The following is a 15,980-nucleotide window of genomic DNA, read 5'->3' on the forward strand; positions in this document are numbered from 1 at the left end:
TCCGGCTACGTGGGTGCGTTCGGACGAGCCATGAACCGTGTCTACGAGATCGGTGAGGGCCGGCCCGTCTGGAAGCTCCGGCCCCTGCTGCTCGGCCTCACCGCGGTGATGGTCGTGCTCGCAGCTGCCGTCCTGGTGGCGCTCGTCGTCACCGGACCAGCAGCCGAGGCAGTCGGCTCGGCGCTCGGGGTCGGCAGCACTGCGGTGACGGTCTGGGGCGTGGCCAAGTGGCCCGTGATCCTGGCCGTCGTCGTCATCGTCGTGGCACTGCTCTACTACGTGACGCCGAACGTGGAGCAGCCCAAGTTCCGCTGGATCAGCGTGGGCGCGGTCTTCGCCATCGTCGTGTGGGCGATCCTCTCGGGAGCCTTCGGCCTCTACGTCGCCAACTTCGCCAGCTACAACAAGACCTACGGCGCTCTCGCCGGCGTCATCGTCTTCCTGCTCTGGCTGTGGCTCACCAACCTCGCGCTCCTGTTCGGAGCCGAGCTCGACTCCGAGCTCGAGCGAGGACGCCAGCTCCAGGCCGGCATCCCGGCCGAGGACGAGCTCCAGCTGCCGCTGCGTGACACGACGCAGCTGGACAAGAAGGCAGAGAAGGAAGCAGACCTGCTCGAGGAGGGCACCGAGATCCGCACCGAGCGGGTCCCCTCCGAGCAGGGCACCGACCGGGAGGGAGATCCATCGTGACCAGGTCACGTGAGAAGCCGACGAGCACCTCGGCCAAGATCCTGTACAAGCCCGTGGGGATCGTCTCCGGCATGGTCGCCGGCGCGATCGCCGGACAGATCTTCCAGCAGGTCTGGGGACGCACCACCCACGGCTCCGACGACCCGCCAAAGCCGCTGGAGAGCGAGTACCCGATCCGGGAGGTCGTCGTCGCCGCCGCCGTGCAGGGCGCGATCTACGCCATCGTGAAGGCTGTCGTCACCCGGGGTGGCGCCCGCCTCTTCGAGCGCTCCACCGGGGAGTGGCCCGGGGACTGAGCCCTCGGCCCCTCACCTTGCGAGCAACGAGCGGTCGCGCAGGCCGGAGGCGGTCCGGGCAGCGACGACGATCCACGCGGCCACGAGGACGGCGTACCCGAGCACGGCAACGGCAGCCAGCGAGGTCGCCCCGGTCGCCGCGGCCAGGCCCGAGGTGCCGGTGACGAGCGTGCCGACCGGGAAGGTGAAGGACCACCAGCCGAGGGTGAAGGGCAGTCCGCCCGGACCGGAGCGGGCAGCCCGCACGGTGAGCGAGACCGCCAGCGCGAGCCACAGCATCGCAAACCCCCACATCGGGACGCCGAAGAGCACGTCGAGCGTGGCCGTGGCCGCGCCGTACGGCGCCGGGAGCGACGTCGGGGCCGTGACGGCGAGCGTGTGCGAGGCGGTGATCGACTGCCCCAGGGGCCCCAGGGCGATCCAGAGCGTCGGCACCGCCGCGGCGGCCCCCACCTGGTGGTGCATCAGGCGGCTCCAGAGCAGGGTGATCACCATCATGGACGCCACCAGGCTGAGCCCGAACAGCATCAGGCAGAGCAGCTGCAGGTTCAGACGCAGGTCACCCACGGGGAGCCTGGCGATGAGCAGCGGTCCGGTGGCTGCGCTCACCATCGGTGCCGCGACCGGCATCAGCCAACCCCCGAACGCACTGTCCGCGGCGACCCGGTGCGACGTGAAGGCGCGGTAGGGCACGGCCACCGCGGTGACGACCCCCAGCACGGTGCCGGCCGACCAGAGCGCGCCCGCCAGCAGGAGGGCCGCCACCGAGCCGATCAACGACTCCCCGAGGAGCAGGGCACCGGCTCCCACGGTGAGCAGCGCCATCGCCGGGGCGCCGTAGAAGTGCGCCATCGCGGGGTCGTCGAGGTGGTGGCGGCACGACCCGGGGTGGCGCCGCCAGCTCACCAGCAACGTCGAGGTGAGCCCCACGAGGAGCAGGCAGTCGAGGACCCAGATGCCCCGGGCGACCGGCAGCAGCCCGGGGAATCCGACCGGGAGCGTGGCTGCGGCATTGGCGACGATCCCGGTGCCCATCACGGTGGCGAACCAGTTGGGCCCGAGCCCGACCAGCGCCCGGCTCGGCGCGACGACAGGAGCAGCCGACACGGCAGTCGGCGAGGCGGTCGGCGAGGCGGTCGGCGAGGCGGTGGCCTGCGGCTGGGCCTGGAGGAGCGTCACGAATCCACTGTGCGGCTCGTGCCGGCGAGGCAGTAGGCCCCGCATTCCTGTGTGTCCACAACTCTGTCCTGTGGGCAGGCTAAGGTCGACCCTGTGGCCTCCCACGTGCCCGACCTCGACGGGCTCCGCCTGCTGGTGCTGATCGCCCGTCTGGGCAGCATCGGCGCCGCGGCCCGCACCCAGGGCACGTCCCAGCAAGCCGCCTCCGAGCGGGTCCGCGGGATGGAGACCCTGACCGGTCTGACGCTCGTCCGTCGCGGGGCCCGCGGCTCGGAGCTCACCGAGGCCGGCATCGTCGTGGTCGAGCGGGCGACCCACCTGCTCGCTGTCGCGGAGGAGATCGAGGTCGTCATCGACGGTCTGCGAACCGACCGCGGCCGAGACCTGTCGGTGTGGGCGAGCATGACGGTCGCCGAGACGCTGATCCCCCGCTGGCTCGTGCAGCTGCGTCAGCGGCAGGAGTCCGAGGGGAGCACGCCGACCACGGTGAGCCTGACGGCCTCCAACAGCACCCGGGTGGTGGAGGCCGTGCGCGACGGCTCGGCCGACCTCGGCTTCGTGGAGGGCGTCACCGCCCCGGCCGGCGTGCGGCACACCGCCGTCGGCCGCGCCGAGCTGGTGCTGGTCGTGGCGCAGGGCTCCCCGCTGAGCAGACGTCGTACGCCGTTGACCCCGCGCCAGGTCGCCGAGCTGCCGCTGGCGCGCCGCGAGCGCGGGTCGGGCAGCCGCGAGGTGCTGGAGTCGGCGCTGGCCGAGCACGGCCTCGTCGCAGCCGACCCCGTCGCCGAGCTCACCACCGCCACCGCGATCCTCGGCACCGTGCTGGCCGGCGGCTCCGCTGCGTTCCTCAGCCGTCGCGTCGTCGAGCGGGACCTCGCGCTCGGTCACCTCGTCGCCGTCCCGACCGCCGACCTCCAGCTGCACCGGACACTGCGCGCCGTCTGGTCGGGTGGCAAGCAGCCCCCGGCCGGGGCGGTGCGCAACCTCGTCGGGATCGCCCGCGCTCAGTGACGCCGCGCCAGCACCGGGCGCACGATCAGCAGCACGACCAGCGCGCCACCGCCGAGGAGCCCCCACCACACCGCGCGGTCGCGCGTGGAGGCGAGGACGTCGGGGTCGGCCACGGGCAGGACAGCGGGCTCGGAGCCTGCTTCCGAGGCGCGCCCGACGTCCTGGCCCCGGATGAGCAACGGCCGGGTCAACGCCTCCAGCGGCTGCGCGACCCCTCGACCCTCCCGCGTGTCAGGCAGCGCCGGGTCGCCGGACGACGCACCGGACGCCGTGGTCTCGAGGCGGGCGATCAGGTCCTGGGGACGGTCGCCGGGGAAGGCCGTCTGAAGCAGCGCCAGGATGCCGGCGACCTCGGCGGCGGCGACCGCGGGTGACGGGGTGACGATCGAGCAGTAGCGGCCGTTGAGCCCGAGGGAGACCGCCCCCGCGGTCGGCACGGCGACGTCGATGGCCGAGCTGAACAGGATGAAGTCGGCCGGGTCCAGCCCGTCGTCGGACGGCGATGCCGCGGTGGTCGTGGCCGTGACGACCCTCGCGTTCGTGCGCGAGTAGCCAGCCGGCCACGAGAGGTCGGCGAAGTCCTCACCATCTCGGTAGGTCGCACCAGGAGCTCCGGAGTCGGAGTCCGGGCGGGGCGGGGACGCCGCCACGACGATCGCGCCTCGCCGGGTCACTCGCTCGACCGCGGCCTCGAGCCGCGCCGACGGCGGCGAGGCCACCGCGACGACCACGATGCTGATGTCGCCGGGGCCGACCCTGGGTGCGATCGCCTCCAGCCCGGCCGCCACCGACTCCGGGCCGGGAGCGAGGAGCGCGTCGTCGGTCGGCAGCGCCGTGTCGTAGATGCGCTGGTCGACGATCGTCGCCCCCGGTGCGACGCCGACGGGCAGACCCGTGTCGGGGTCCGGCGCCGCGGCGATCACGCCCGCCAGCAGGGTGCCTTGGTGCCACACCGGCTCGCGCGTCGACCTTGCACCGTCGACGGGGCTTCCGGGCTCCACGCGGAGCGCGGCCTGGGCGCGCACTCCTGAGTCGAGCACCGCGACGGTGACGCCGTCGCCGGGCGAGCGACCGGTGCTCTCACGCACCCGCCGCTGGGCCTCGGCCAGGCGGAGGCTCTGCGCCGGAGACCCGTCGGCGGCGAACACGGTCACGTCGTTATCACCGGCGTCGACCTGGTTGATGGTGGTGCAGTCGTCGCCGTCGGCGGCCACCGCGGGGCTCGTCGACCCGAGGAGCACCACGCTCGCGGCGAGCACCACCGTCGTCCCCACCCAGGAGCCGAGTGGTCGACTCAGCCGCACGAACCCTCCCGCGGCTGCGAGGTGGGCGGGCACCGGGCGGCCTCGATGCTCAGCAGCACGCCCGACACGAACAGCTCGCGCCAGCTGTCGGGCACGACCTGGCTCGGCACCGCCTCGTAGCCGAGCCGACCGGCCTCCTCGGCGGAGGCAACGCCGTAGGCGTAGCCGCGGTCGTCGACGAGCAGCCGGGTCGGGGCCTCCTCGTCGAACCACCCGCCCGAGCGCACCAACGCCCCCGCCCCGGCATCGACGACGGCGACGGGCGCTCCCGGGACGACGTCCGCAGCGGACGCTGCAGACCCGGGGATCGCCTGGGCCATCACGGCGTACGGGGCGGCGCCCGGGGAGGTGCGCAGCAGCGAGCAGGGCTCGCCGGTCGACTGCCCGGTCGTGGGGCCCTCGGGCCAGCGGGCGCCGTCGAGGACCGACGACTCGGGCACCTCGATGCCCGACGGCAAGGTGTCACCAGCGTCGATCGGCGTACGACCGTCGGGCACCGAGCCGAGGTAGACCAACCTCGCGAAGTCGTCGAGCAGGATCACCTCGCTCCTCGTGCTGAGCAGGTAGCTGCGGCCGGCGGCCTCGATCACGTCACCGACCTCGAGGTCGGAGAGGGGACCGGAGTCGGGCCCGCCACGGAACGGTCGTCCGACGTCACCTCGTGCGAGGCCGAAGGTCGACAGCGCGAGGTCACCGCCGGCAGGGAAGGTCGTGACCCACTGGTCCGGCACGTCGATCGCCTGGCTCGGGCTGCCGCCCGCGACCGCCGCCAGCACCTGCGTGGCCGCATCGCCCTGGTCGGGCAGCTCGTAGGCGTGCGCGCGCGCCTCGCCGCCGACCGGGGCACCGCGCAAGGTCTCGGCGACCAGGTAGAGCCGACCGGAGGCCGTGCGCACCACAAAGCTGATCCCGGGCGTCGGGACGACCCCCGGGGTGGCAGACACGGTGACCTTGAGGCCGCCTGCTTCCCCGCTGCCGGGCCCGACGCCGGCGCACGCCGTCCACCCGCTCGCGATCAAGGCCTCGACCGGCGGCGGCGTGGCCGGCGCCTGGAGGATGCCGATCGGCTGGCCGGGGGTGAGGCCGGTCAGCTTGTCGCGGGGCACGACCAGGGGCTCGACGTCGGCGCCGAGCAGCAGCATCGCGGAGGTGATGTTGATGACCGGGCGCAGCTGGAGCTCTTCGCTGCCCGGGGCGGCGACGAGCACGTAGTCGGCCCCGCTCTCCTTGGCGCTGATCAGCTGCGGCTTGGACTCATCGAGCTCCACCGGGGAACCGATGATGTTGAGCACCGCGGCACCGGCCAGCAGCAGGACGGCCAGCGCCATGCCACCGATCACGGCACGACCGGGCCGGGCCGGCTCGACCTCGCGCCCGCCGGGAGCACCGGAGACGAACGCCGTCACCAGGCGCCGTCGGCTGAACGAGTAGGCCTCGACGAGGTCCTTCTTGGTGGCCACCGGGCCTCAGCCGTTGATCTTGTCGAAGAGCCCGGAGGCCAGGACGAGCAGCGGCAGCAACGAGAGCAGCGCGATCGTCTCGAGCACGTCGCCGAGGCGCCCTCGGCGCAGGGACGGCGCCGACGGGGACAGGGTCGAGACGAGCAGGACGCCGCCCGCGACCGCGAGCACGACGGCGGTGGCCGGGCGCCACTCGGGCCAGGCGACCAGCAGCGCCACAGTCATCGAGACGAGGCCGAGGACGCCGGAGGCGAGGCCGACCAGGACCTCCGAACCGGTGCGGTACTGCCGCGTGCGCAGCATCACGATGGCGCACGCCACCACGACGAGGAGCGTGCCGTCGAGGCCGCGCGTGACCGCCGGCGGCGCCACCAGGACGAGCAGGATGCCCACGGACGCAGAGATCGCGACAAGGATCTCGTGAGCGAGGCGAGCATTGGCGGCGACGCGTACCGGGTCGAGGTCGTCGCGCTCGGCGGTGATGTCGGCAGCGGAGTAGAGCGCCTCGACCGAGGTGCTGGTGGCACCGAGGGCCAGCCAGGGGAAGATGCTCCCCATCATCACCAGCAGCGTCAGGACGACCGTCAGGACGACCGCGGGGCTCAGGTCGGTGGTCAGCGCCAGCGCACCGGTGAGAGCGGCGACCGCCCCGACCACGACCGCGGGCACGAGGAGCGCCCGACCGATCCCGAGCCCGACCAGGCAGGCCGCGCCGACGAGCGCCGTCCCGACCCCGGCGCCGAGCAACGCTCGGGCGTAGTCGTCCTCGGGGGCAGGGAGGGAGAGGTCACTGATGAGCAGTCCGGAGACGGCGGCGTACCCGACCCCCATCCAGGCGACCGTGACGGCCGCCTCGGGCTCGGACTGCGCGCGGGAGAGCACGATCGCCGCCGTGGTCAGCACGCCCGCGAGCACCGCGGCAGCGACCCCGGCCACGCGCTGGTCGGCCTGCAGGAACAGCGCAGCAGCGCCCAGCGCCATGAGCAACGACGCCGCCCACAACGCCGTACGACGTCCGGAGGCGGGGTCCCAGGGGAGCAGGTCGTGCTCGACCACGTCGGTCATCGCCTCGACCACGTCGTCGTAGACCGGTGGGGGGAGGTCGTCGACACCGGCGCTGACGGTGATCACGTGGCCGTCGTCCACGCCCTGCAGCGTGAGGCCGGCGTCTGCTTCGAGCCGTCGTCCGTCGGAGGTCGTCAGCCGGTAGCCGCCATAGACGGTCGCCGCATCGAGCAGCCCCACGCTCCGGGCCAGCTCGGGGAGCAGCTCGACCACGGGGATCGACCCCGGCAGGACCAGGTCGACGCGTCGCGTGCTGGAGGCCACCGTCACCCGGATGAGCCCCGATGCCTGGGCGTGGGCCTGACTCATCGCTCTCACCTGTCGTCTCGCGCTGCGCGCATCATGCACCGTGCCTCACGCCGAGCGCCCCCAGGGGCCGTGCGGGCCTGACTCACATGAAGCGCTTGGCGCCGTTCGCGTCGGCCGCCTGGTAGTCCTCGCGCGAGGAGGTGACCGCGAGGTGGGTCTCCTTGAGCAGCTGGCTCATCTCGTTGATCGCGGTGTCCCACTTGCGCTTGGCCTCGTGGTAGGAGGTCTGCTGGGCACCGATCCAGTCGTTGCGCAGCGGCTTGAGCTCGTTCTCGAGGCGGTTGAGGCGCTCGTTGATGTCCTCGACGCCCTTCATCATGTCGCCGGCGGCCTGGTCGAGTGCGGCGTGGTTGACGCGAATACCGTCGAAAGTCATGGCGTGATCCCTTCCGGAGTGAGGTCGCTCAACCGAGCTTGTTGAGGAGGTTCTGCATGTTGGAGGCCTGCGCCTCGTCGTTGGCGACGTTGTCGCGCTCGGTCAGCGTGAGCGAGTCGGCGAAGTCGTCGAGCGCCTTGACGATGTCGTTCTGCTTCTGGGTCCAGGTGTTGTGGAGGGTGAAGAACGCGGTGGCGCCCTGGCCGCCCCACTTGGCCTGGACCTGCGAGATCTGACCGCTCAGCTTGCTGCTGAGCGCGTTGAAGTCGAGCTTGGCCTCGGCCACGAGGGCCGCCGCCTTCGTCAGGGTGCCTTGGCCTTGGCCGTAGTCGCCGGTGTTCGACATGTCGCCTGCTCCTGGGATCAGTAGTCGGATGGTCCGCTGCTGACGTGCTTGTGCCCGAGGCAGGAGCGGCTAAACCCGCCACCTCTCAATTCCACAGGCCCGACACGAGACCGGCCGCGGCGACGACCGATGCCACCGCGAAGGCCGTGCTCAAGGACTCCGCCACCTCGGTGCGCCGGGCCCACCACGCCGAGCGCCACCCGCGCCCCAGGGCCACGGCCACCAGCACGACCACGGCCCCGAGCGACGTCGCGACGAGCGCCACGCTCGTCGCCAGGCCCTGCCCGGCGCCGTCGAGCAGGTCGAGCAGCAGCGCGATCCAGCACGCCAGGCCGGCCGCTCGCAACGCTGCCCGCGCACCGCGGTGGCGATAGCTGCGCGCCGCCAGGAGCAGGGCTGCACCGCAGAAGCCGACCTGACAGCGGGCGCCGACCACGTCGACCTGCACCCCCGTGGCCCGCACCTCGACCAGCAGCAGCGGGGCCGAGACCGCCGCCACAGCCAGGACGGCGACGCTCGCCGCCGTGACCAGGCGGGCAGCCCGCTGCGAGATCGCGACGACGACCCGGTGGGGCACGACGATCCGACCGCGACGCCGTACGGGCCTCTCGCGCGCCGACCACGCGGTCACCGCCAACCGTTCGAGGTCGAGCAGGTAGTGGTCGGGCACGTCGACCGCCAGCTGGGGCACGAACCGGGCGGCGAGCGTCGCGATCAGCAGGAGGACCGACCACACCACCTGGGCCTCGATCCCGGCGAGGGCGGCGCCGGTGGTGAGGGCGAAGAGCAGGGCGCCGACCACGGTCCAGACCCGCAGGCCCTCCTCGGCGCGGCGGCCCAGGGACCGGGCCACCGCAGCGCACAGCGCGGCCGCCAGGGCAGCGGTCCCGAGGATGGTGGGCAGCCGCGCGGCGGCGGGGTCCCAGGCGATCGCCACAGCGGCTGCGCCTGCGAAGACGGGTGCGGCCAGCACCCGGTGCTCGGCCCAAGGGCCGCCGGGCACGCAGCCGAGCACCGCAGCCACGAGCAGGATCGCGACGGTGGCGTCGCGGGCGACGGAGTCCGGGAGCGCGGCGGCACAGCTCCCGGCGACGACCGCGACCACCAGGGCGACCGTGCACCAGAGGGCGGCCGAGGCGCCCGTGCGCGAGCCCTCCTCGGACTCCTCGGGCTCCTCGGACCCCTCGGATCGGTCGGCGCGGCCTGCGGACCGAGACGGCCCGGACGGCTCAGGGATCGGGAGAGCGGAATCGGACTGCGCGAGGAGCACCGTGCCCGCGCAGATGCCGGCGTCGGCGAGTGAGACGTCCGCAGGGAGAGGTTGCCCCAGCCGGGTGTAGAGCCGCGGCACGGTGGGGAGGCTGGCCTGCCGTGAGTACTCCGCCGCCACGTCGGCCCCCGACGCCCCTCCGGGGACCTGGAGGTCCAGGACCCCGGCCGAGCCGTGCACGCTCAGGGCCAGCAGCCCGGAGCGCTCGCCGCGAGCGCCAGGGGCGCCGGGGGCTTGGTGCTGGGTGGTTGCGCTCACGGGACCTCCGTCCGGGGCTGGGGCGACGACGCTGCGCGAAGGGTATGCCCCGAATCGGGCGGTCTCTATCATCGGATCTTCGCGGCCGCTCGGGTGCGCGGCGCACGAGCACGAGGTGGCACGGATGACGACGGTCCAGTCAGGGAACGCACTCGGCGGGTCCCGGGCCGAACGCCCCGAGATGCCCGGCGGGCAGATCGTCCTCCAGCCGCCCCCGCAGCTGCAGCCCAACGAGGGCGCTGCCGGGGTGGCGATGAATGCCATCCCGATGCTCGGCAGCCTCGGCTCGATCGTCCTGGTCGCGACGCTGAGCAGCGGCGGAGGCAACAACGCAGTCCGGGGCTTCCTGACCGCGGGCATGTTCCTCTTCGCCACCCTCGGCTTCATCTTCGTGCAGATCGACCGCCAGCGGAAGCAGCGCGCCCAGCAGGTCACCGGATCGCGCACCGAGTACCTGCGCTACCTCTCCAGCGTGCGCACCACCGCACGGCAGGCCGCCGAGCAGCAGCGGCGCGCCCTGACCTGGCACCACCCCGACCCCGCGTCGCTCCCGGCGCTGGCCGAGGAACGCTCACGGGTGTGGGAGCACCACGCGAGTGACGCGCACTTCCTCCACGTGCGCTACGGCCTGTGCGCCCAGCCGCTCTCGCTCGAGCTCGTGCCACCCGACAGCGCCCCGCTAGAGGACGTCGACCCTGCTTCGGCCTCCGCGCTGCACCGCCTGCTCGTCGTCCACCGCACCCAGCCGGACCTCCCGGCCTCGGTCAACCTGCGCGCCTTCGACCGCGTGGAGATCTGCGGCGAGGAGGAGCAGGCCCGCTCCCTGGCCCGCTCGATCATCTGCTCGGCCACCGCCTTCCAGTCGCCCGAGCACCTCGTCGTCGCGGTGCTCTGCTCCGAGGAGCAGCTCGCACACTGGGACTGGATCAAGTGGCTCCCCCACGCTCTCAGTCGCGAGAGCACGGACGCCGTCGGGCCGATGCGGATGGTGGCGACCTCGCTCAACGACCTCGCCGCGCTGCTGCCGCCCGACCTGAGCGAACGACCGCGTTTCGGCGCCGACGACCGCGAGGCCGCGCCGCACATCCTGCTGGTCACCGACGGCTTCGAGCTACCGCCGGGCAACCACGTCGTACCGCCCGACGGGCTGCACGGGGTGACCGTGCTCGACCTGCCCACCCGCTGGGACGAGCTCGAGGACGCCACCCGGCTGCGACTCGAGCTCGGCCCAGGCAGCGCTGGCGGCCCTGGCGGCCCTGGCGGCAAGGTCCCGCTCGAGGCGGTTCGTCTGCGGGTCGAGCCCGTGCGGGCCTCGGCCGACCAGTGCGACGTGGCCACCGCCGAGGCGTTCGCCCGGCGGCTCACACCGCTGCACAGCGTCGCGGTCACCACGTCCGGGGACGGCACCGGCGGCGAGATCACCGGGCCCACGGACTTCATGGACCTCCTCGGCCTCGGTGACGTCCGCTCCTTCGAGCCCGCGTCGGCCTGGCGCAGCCGGCCCGCGCGCGACCGTCTCCGCGTGCCGATCGGGATCGGTGGGGGAGGGAGCCTGATCCACCTCGACATCAAGGAGTCCGCCCAGCAGGGCATGGGTCCCCACGGGCTGTGCATCGGCGCGACCGGTTCGGGCAAGTCGGAGTTCCTGCGCACGTTGGTGCTGGGCCTGGCGATGACGCACTCGCCCGAACAGCTCAACATGGTGCTCGTCGACTTCAAGGGCGGTGCCACCTTCGCCGGCATGGCGCAGATGCCCCACGTCTCTGCAGTGATCACCAACCTCTCCCAGGAGCTCACGCTCGTCGACCGCATGCAGGACGCCCTGTCCGGGGAGATGGTGCGGCGCCAGGAGCTCCTGCGCGAGGCCGGCAACTTCGCCTCCATCCGCGACTACGAGCGGGCGCGCGCCGCCGGCGAGGACCTCGCTCCCCTGCCGTCGCTGTTCATCGTCGTCGACGAGTTCTCCGAGATGCTCTCGGCCAAGCCGGAGTTCATCGACCTCTTCGTCGCCATCGGACGCCTCGGCCGCTCGTTGGGCCTGCACCTCCTGCTCGCCTCGCAGCGGCTCGAGGAAGGACGCCTGCGTGGTCTCGAGTCGCACCTGTCCTACCGCGTCGGCCTGCGCACGTTCAGCGCCCAGGAGTCGCGCGCCGTCCTCGGCGTCCCCGACGCCTACGAGCTGCCCGCCGTCCCCGGACTCGGCTACCTCAAGCCCGACCCGACGACGATGACGCGCTTCAAGGCGGCCTACGTGTCAGGTCCGCCTGCCGCCGGCCTGAGTGGCGTCGCGCGCGACGAGGGCGGGCACGTGCGCGGCATCCTGCCGTTCACGATCTCGCGCGTGATCTCCCACGAGCCCGACCCCGATCCGGAGCCGGCCGCCATCAGCGCCACGACCGGCAAGGGGTCCACCGACTCCCAGGAGACGCTGCTCGACGTGGCCGTCGATCGGATGTCCGGTCACGGCGTCGCCGCCCACCAGGTCTGGCTCCCACCGCTCGACGAGCCCGACACGCTCGACGAGCTCATGAGCGACCTCGTGCAGGACCCCGAGCTCGGGCTGGTCTCGCCGCGCTGGCGAGCGCTCGGTGGACTCGTCGTGCCGCTCGGCACCGTCGACCGGCCACGGGAGCAGCGCCGCGACACCCTCTCCATCGGCCTCGGCGGCGCCTCGGGCCACGTCGCGGTCGTCGGCGGACCCCGCACCGGCAAGAGCACCCTGCTGCGCACGCTGGTGGTCAGCACCGCCCTGACCACGACCCCGTTGGAGTCGCAGTTCTTCGTGCTCGACTTCGGTGGCGGCACCTTCGCCCCGCTCGCCTCGCTCCCGCACGTCGCCGGGGTCGGCACCCGCGCCGAGCCGGACGTCGTACGACGGATCGTGGCGGAGGTGCAGGGCATCGTCGACCGCCGCGAGGCCTACTTCCGCAGCCAGGGCATCGACTCGATCGAGACCTACCGGAGCCGGCGCGCCCAGGGTCGCGTCGACGACGGCTACGGCGACGTCTTCCTGGTCGTCGACGGCTGGAGCACCCTGCGCTCCGACTTCGACGACCTCGAGCTCGAGCTGCAGCAGCTCGCCACGCGCGGCCTGACCTTCGGGCTGCACCTCGTGACCGCGACCGGTCGCTGGGCCGACTTCCGCGCAGCCCTGCGCGACGTCCTCGGCACCCGTCTCGAGCTCAAGCTGGGTGACGCCATGGACTCCGAGATCGACCGCAAGGTCGCTCAGCTGGTGCCGGCCGGACGCCCCGGCCGCGGACTGGTGCCGGGCAAGCTGCACTTCCTCGGCGCCCTCCCCCGGCTGGACGGCGACCCGTCGGCCGAAACCCTCGGCGACGGGATCGACGACCTGATCGACCGGATCACCAGCGCCTGGCGTGGTCCTGCCGGGCCCAAGCTGCGGCTGCTCCCCGAGCGGATCGGGCTCGACCGGGTGCGTGAGCTCGCGGGCGTCGACTCGCAGCCCGCGAGCGGCCCGCGACCGCTGCTCCTCGGCATCAACGAGAAGGAGCTCGCCCCGGTGGGGCTGGACCCCGACACCCAGCCGCACCTGCTGGTCCTGGGCGACGGCGGCTCCGGCAAGAGCGCCGTGCTGCGTGCGACGCTGCGCGAGATCATGCGCACCCGCACGCCCGCCCAGGCGCAGATCGTGGTGGTCGACTACCGGCGCTCGCTGCTGGGTGAGGTGCCCGAGGACTACCTCCTCAACTACCTGACCTCCGGCACCCAGGCGGCCCCGGCCCTCAAGGACCTCGCCACCTACCTCGAGAGTCGGATCCCCGGACCCGACGTCACCCCGGAGCAGCTGCGCAGCCGCACCTGGTGGACCGGGGCCGAGGTGTTCGTGGTCGTCGACGACTACGACCTCGTCGCCACCCAGCAGAGCTCGCCGGTGGCCCAGCTGCAGCCGCTGCTCGCCCAGTCGCGCGACGTGGGGCTGCACCTCACGGTCGCCCGCCGCTCCGGCGGCGCGTCCCGGGCGATGTACGAGCCGGTGATCCAGTCGCTGCGCGACCTCGCCATGCCCGGCCTGATGCTCTCGGGCAGCCCCGACGAGGGCCCACTGCTCGGCAACGTCCGTCCGACACCGATGCCGACCGGTCGCGGTCGCCTCATCACCCGCGAGCGCGGCATCGAGGTCGTCCAGACCGCGTGGACCGACCCCAGCCTGTAGGCGGGCTGCGGTCGGTGCGCGTCTCGGTACGCCGGCCCGCTCCTTCGTCGCACGGCCCCACGGTCATCGAGTAGCCGGGGGGAGCCCGCGAGCCACCGGCATATCGAGATGCATCGCGAGCCGGGCACCTAGCCGGGGACCGGCCCGAGCTCGGGCGGCAGGTCGCCGCGGGTCAGCACGGTCAGCGAGGTGACCGGGCGGGTCAGGCACACGTAGAGCCGCCGCAGGCCGGTGCGCCGATCGGGCTCGCCCGCCACGATCGCGGCGGGGTCCAGGAGCACGACGTGGTCGAACTCCAGCCCCTTGGCGAGCGAGGCGGGCACCAGGTCGACCGGCTCCACGCCCTCCTCCCCGACCGCCGTGAAGGCGACCCGGGCATCGGTGAGCTCGCGCGCGACGGCCACGACCTGTGCGTCCGGCACGATCAGGCCGATCGATCCCGCCGCGCGAGCGGCGACGGACTCCACGGTGCCGGCCACCGGCCCGTCCTCGAAGGACAGCTCGCCGCGCGAGCGCCGTACGGACGTCGGCGGCTCGAGGTCCGGGGCGATGTGCGGCAGCAACCGAGCGGCGTACTCGATGACCTCGCCGGGCACCCGGAAGCCCCGGGTGAGCTGCTCGACGTGGGCGCCGGGCTTGCCGAGGTGAAGCAGTGCCTCGGCCCACGACGTCGTCGCCCACGGCGTGGTCGCCTGGGCGAGGTCACCCAGGACGGTGAGCGAGCCGGTCGACGACCGCCGGGCCAGCGCGCGCAGCATCATGGGCGAGAGATCCTGCGCCTCGTCGACGACGATGTGCGCCAGCGACGGGGTGCGCTCGACCAGGTCGCGCGCCTCGTCGAGCAGCACCAGGTCGGCCGCCGACCAGCGTGCGGTGCCGGCCGATCGCGGTGGTGACCCCCAGCGGAGCAGCGCCTGCTCGTCAACGTCGAGGATCCCCTCGGCCGCGGCTGCAAGGGCCTCCTGGTCGCTGAGGAGCCGGGCCACCAGGCGCTTCGGGTCGACCACCGGCCACACTGCGGCGGCGTACGCCTTGACGGGCTTGCTGCGGGCCACCGCGTCCTGCACCCGGTCGTCGGGCGAGTCCCCCGACCGCTCCATCAGCACCAGCACCCGGTGGGCCAGTGCCTGCGGCAGCATCGCGCGAGCGGCGCCGTAACGCACCCCGCGGCTGCGCAGACCCTCGATCACTTCGTCGACCTCGTACGACGGCACCCGCCAGCGCCGCGAGCCACGCGGCACCAGCAGCCCCTCGGTGGGCGCGACGACCTGCGACCAGACCGCACGCCGCAGGACCTCGGCGAGCCTGGCGTCGCCCTTGAGGACGGCGCGCGCCGCGGGGTCCTCACCGCGCAGCCGTGCCCCGGTCGCCTCCGCCACGAGGTCCTCGATCGTGGCCTGGTTGGCCTCCACCTCCCCCAAGGCCGGGAGGACATCGCGGATGTAACGCAGGAAGCTCGCGTTGGGCCCGACGACCAGCACGCCCTGCCGGCGCAGCTGGTCACGGTGGGCGTAGAGGAGGTACGCCGCGCGGTGCAGGCCGACGGCGGTCTTGCCGGTGCCGGGGGCGCCCTGCACGCACACGGTGTCGTCGAGGTCGGCGCGCACGATGACGTCCTGCTCGGGCTGGATGGTGGCGACGATGTCGCGCATCGGGCCGACGCGAGGGCGCTCGATCTCGGCCTCCAGGATCGAGGAGTACTCCTCGCCCTCCGGTGCGACACTGAGCCGCTCGTCCTCGTAGGCCGTCAGCACGCCTTGGCCGAAGCCGTAGCGGCGCCGGACGTCGACGCCCATCGGCTCGATGCTGCTCGCCCGGTAGAACGGCAGACTGACCGGCGCACGCCAGTCGACCACCATCGGATTGCCGCTCGGATCGGAGATGTGACGTCGCCCGACGTGGAACGTCTCGCCGTTCGACCGGTCGAGCCGGCCGAAGAAGAGCGGCACCGTCGGGTCGTCGGTGAGCTGCCGCATCCGCTCGGCCAGGGACGACTCGAGCACCTCACGGCTCACCCAGTCGGCAGCCGTGCCGGCGTCCAGGGAGGCGGTGCGCTCGCGCATCCGAGCGAGCTGGCGGCGGGACTCGGCGAGGTGCTCGCGCTCGGCGGCGAGCTCGGGATCCGGGGGGTGGTCGGTCGGAGTCGAGGGCATCGCAGGACCTCCGGAGTGCGATCAGGCTGGGGCGGCCGGCCAACCTAACCCGCCGACCCGAGGTCATCGAGTAGCCGGGGAGCGAG

Annotated in this window: 12 protein-coding genes; 4 read left to right on the forward strand and 8 right to left on the reverse strand. The window is 73.1% G+C overall.

The genetic code is table 11. From position 1 onward, the window contains the following. Positions 1-690: YihY/virulence factor BrkB family protein (locus tag VOI19_RS02160; protein ID WP_323791310.1), on the forward strand; the 690-nt coding region annotated here is incomplete at its 5' end. Continuing rightward, entirely contained in the window at positions 687-986 is a 300-nt protein-coding gene (locus tag VOI19_RS02165; RefSeq protein ID WP_323791311.1) for a DUF4235 domain-containing protein, read from the forward strand. The genes VOI19_RS02160 and VOI19_RS02165, both read left to right, overlap by 4 nt. Before the next feature lie 12 nt (positions 987-998). Here the strand turns inward: VOI19_RS02165 and VOI19_RS02170 are convergent, their stop codons facing one another. After that, on the reverse strand, positions 999-2,165 hold the full coding sequence (locus VOI19_RS02170) for a TDT family transporter (RefSeq protein ID WP_323791312.1): 1,167 nt from the start codon (positions 2,163-2,165) through the stop codon (positions 999-1,001). Between the two features lie 93 nt (positions 2,166-2,258). Here VOI19_RS02170 and VOI19_RS02175 point away from each other — a divergent pair, with 93 nt between their 5' ends. Continuing rightward, complete coding sequence (locus VOI19_RS02175; RefSeq protein WP_323791313.1) at positions 2,259-3,176, forward strand: LysR family transcriptional regulator; 918 nt, start codon at positions 2,259-2,261, stop codon at positions 3,174-3,176. Here VOI19_RS02175 and VOI19_RS02180 read toward each other — a convergent pair. From VOI19_RS02180 to VOI19_RS02205, 6 genes are all read right to left on the reverse strand, one after another. Continuing rightward, positions 3,170-4,513 (reverse strand): S8/S53 family peptidase, encoded by a 1,344-nt coding sequence (locus tag VOI19_RS02180; protein WP_323791314.1) that lies wholly within the window; start codon positions 4,511-4,513, stop codon positions 3,170-3,172. The two genes, VOI19_RS02175 and VOI19_RS02180, sit on opposite strands and share 7 nt — an antisense overlap. Continuing rightward, positions 4,471-5,940, reverse strand: a complete 1,470-nt coding sequence (locus VOI19_RS02185) for a type VII secretion protein EccB (RefSeq protein WP_323791315.1) — start codon at positions 5,938-5,940, stop codon at positions 4,471-4,473. Before VOI19_RS02185 ends, VOI19_RS02180 begins: the two co-directional genes overlap by 43 nt. Positions 5,941-5,946: 6 nt before the next feature. Then, a complete protein-coding gene (gene eccD / locus VOI19_RS02190; protein WP_323791316.1) occupies positions 5,947-7,314 on the reverse strand; it encodes a type VII secretion integral membrane protein EccD in 1,368 nt (455 codons plus the stop codon). Between the two features lie 82 nt (positions 7,315-7,396). Continuing rightward, on the reverse strand, positions 7,397-7,690 hold the full coding sequence (locus tag VOI19_RS02195) for a WXG100 family type VII secretion target (protein WP_323791317.1): 294 nt from the start codon (positions 7,688-7,690) through the stop codon (positions 7,397-7,399). Positions 7,691-7,718: 28 nt separating this feature from the next. Further along, the gene (locus tag VOI19_RS02200) at positions 7,719-8,036 is read right to left on the reverse strand and encodes a WXG100 family type VII secretion target (RefSeq protein ID WP_323791318.1); all 318 of its coding nucleotides are present in this window, start codon (positions 8,034-8,036) and stop codon (positions 7,719-7,721) included. 85 nt (positions 8,037-8,121) lie between these two features. Continuing rightward, entirely contained in the window at positions 8,122-9,564 is a 1,443-nt protein-coding gene (locus VOI19_RS02205) for a hypothetical protein (protein WP_323791319.1), read from the reverse strand. Between the two features lie 124 nt (positions 9,565-9,688). Here VOI19_RS02205 and eccCa point away from each other — a divergent pair, with 124 nt between their 5' ends. Then, on the forward strand, positions 9,689-13,741 hold the full coding sequence (gene eccCa / locus VOI19_RS02210) for a type VII secretion protein EccCa (RefSeq protein WP_323791320.1): 4,053 nt from the start codon (positions 9,689-9,691) through the stop codon (positions 13,739-13,741). Positions 13,742-13,869: 128 nt separating this feature from the next. On the opposite strand, the gene VOI19_RS02215 is transcribed toward eccCa, so the two are convergent. Then, positions 13,870-15,894: a HelD family protein gene (locus VOI19_RS02215; RefSeq protein WP_323791321.1), complete on the reverse strand. Its 2,025-nt coding sequence runs from the start codon at positions 15,892-15,894 to the stop codon at positions 13,870-13,872. Positions 15,895-15,980 lie beyond the last annotated feature (86 nt).

The organism is Nocardioides sp. (genome assembly GCF_034670285.1).
In the GTDB taxonomy this organism is placed as follows: domain Bacteria; phylum Actinomycetota; class Actinomycetes; order Propionibacteriales; family Nocardioidaceae; genus Nocardioides.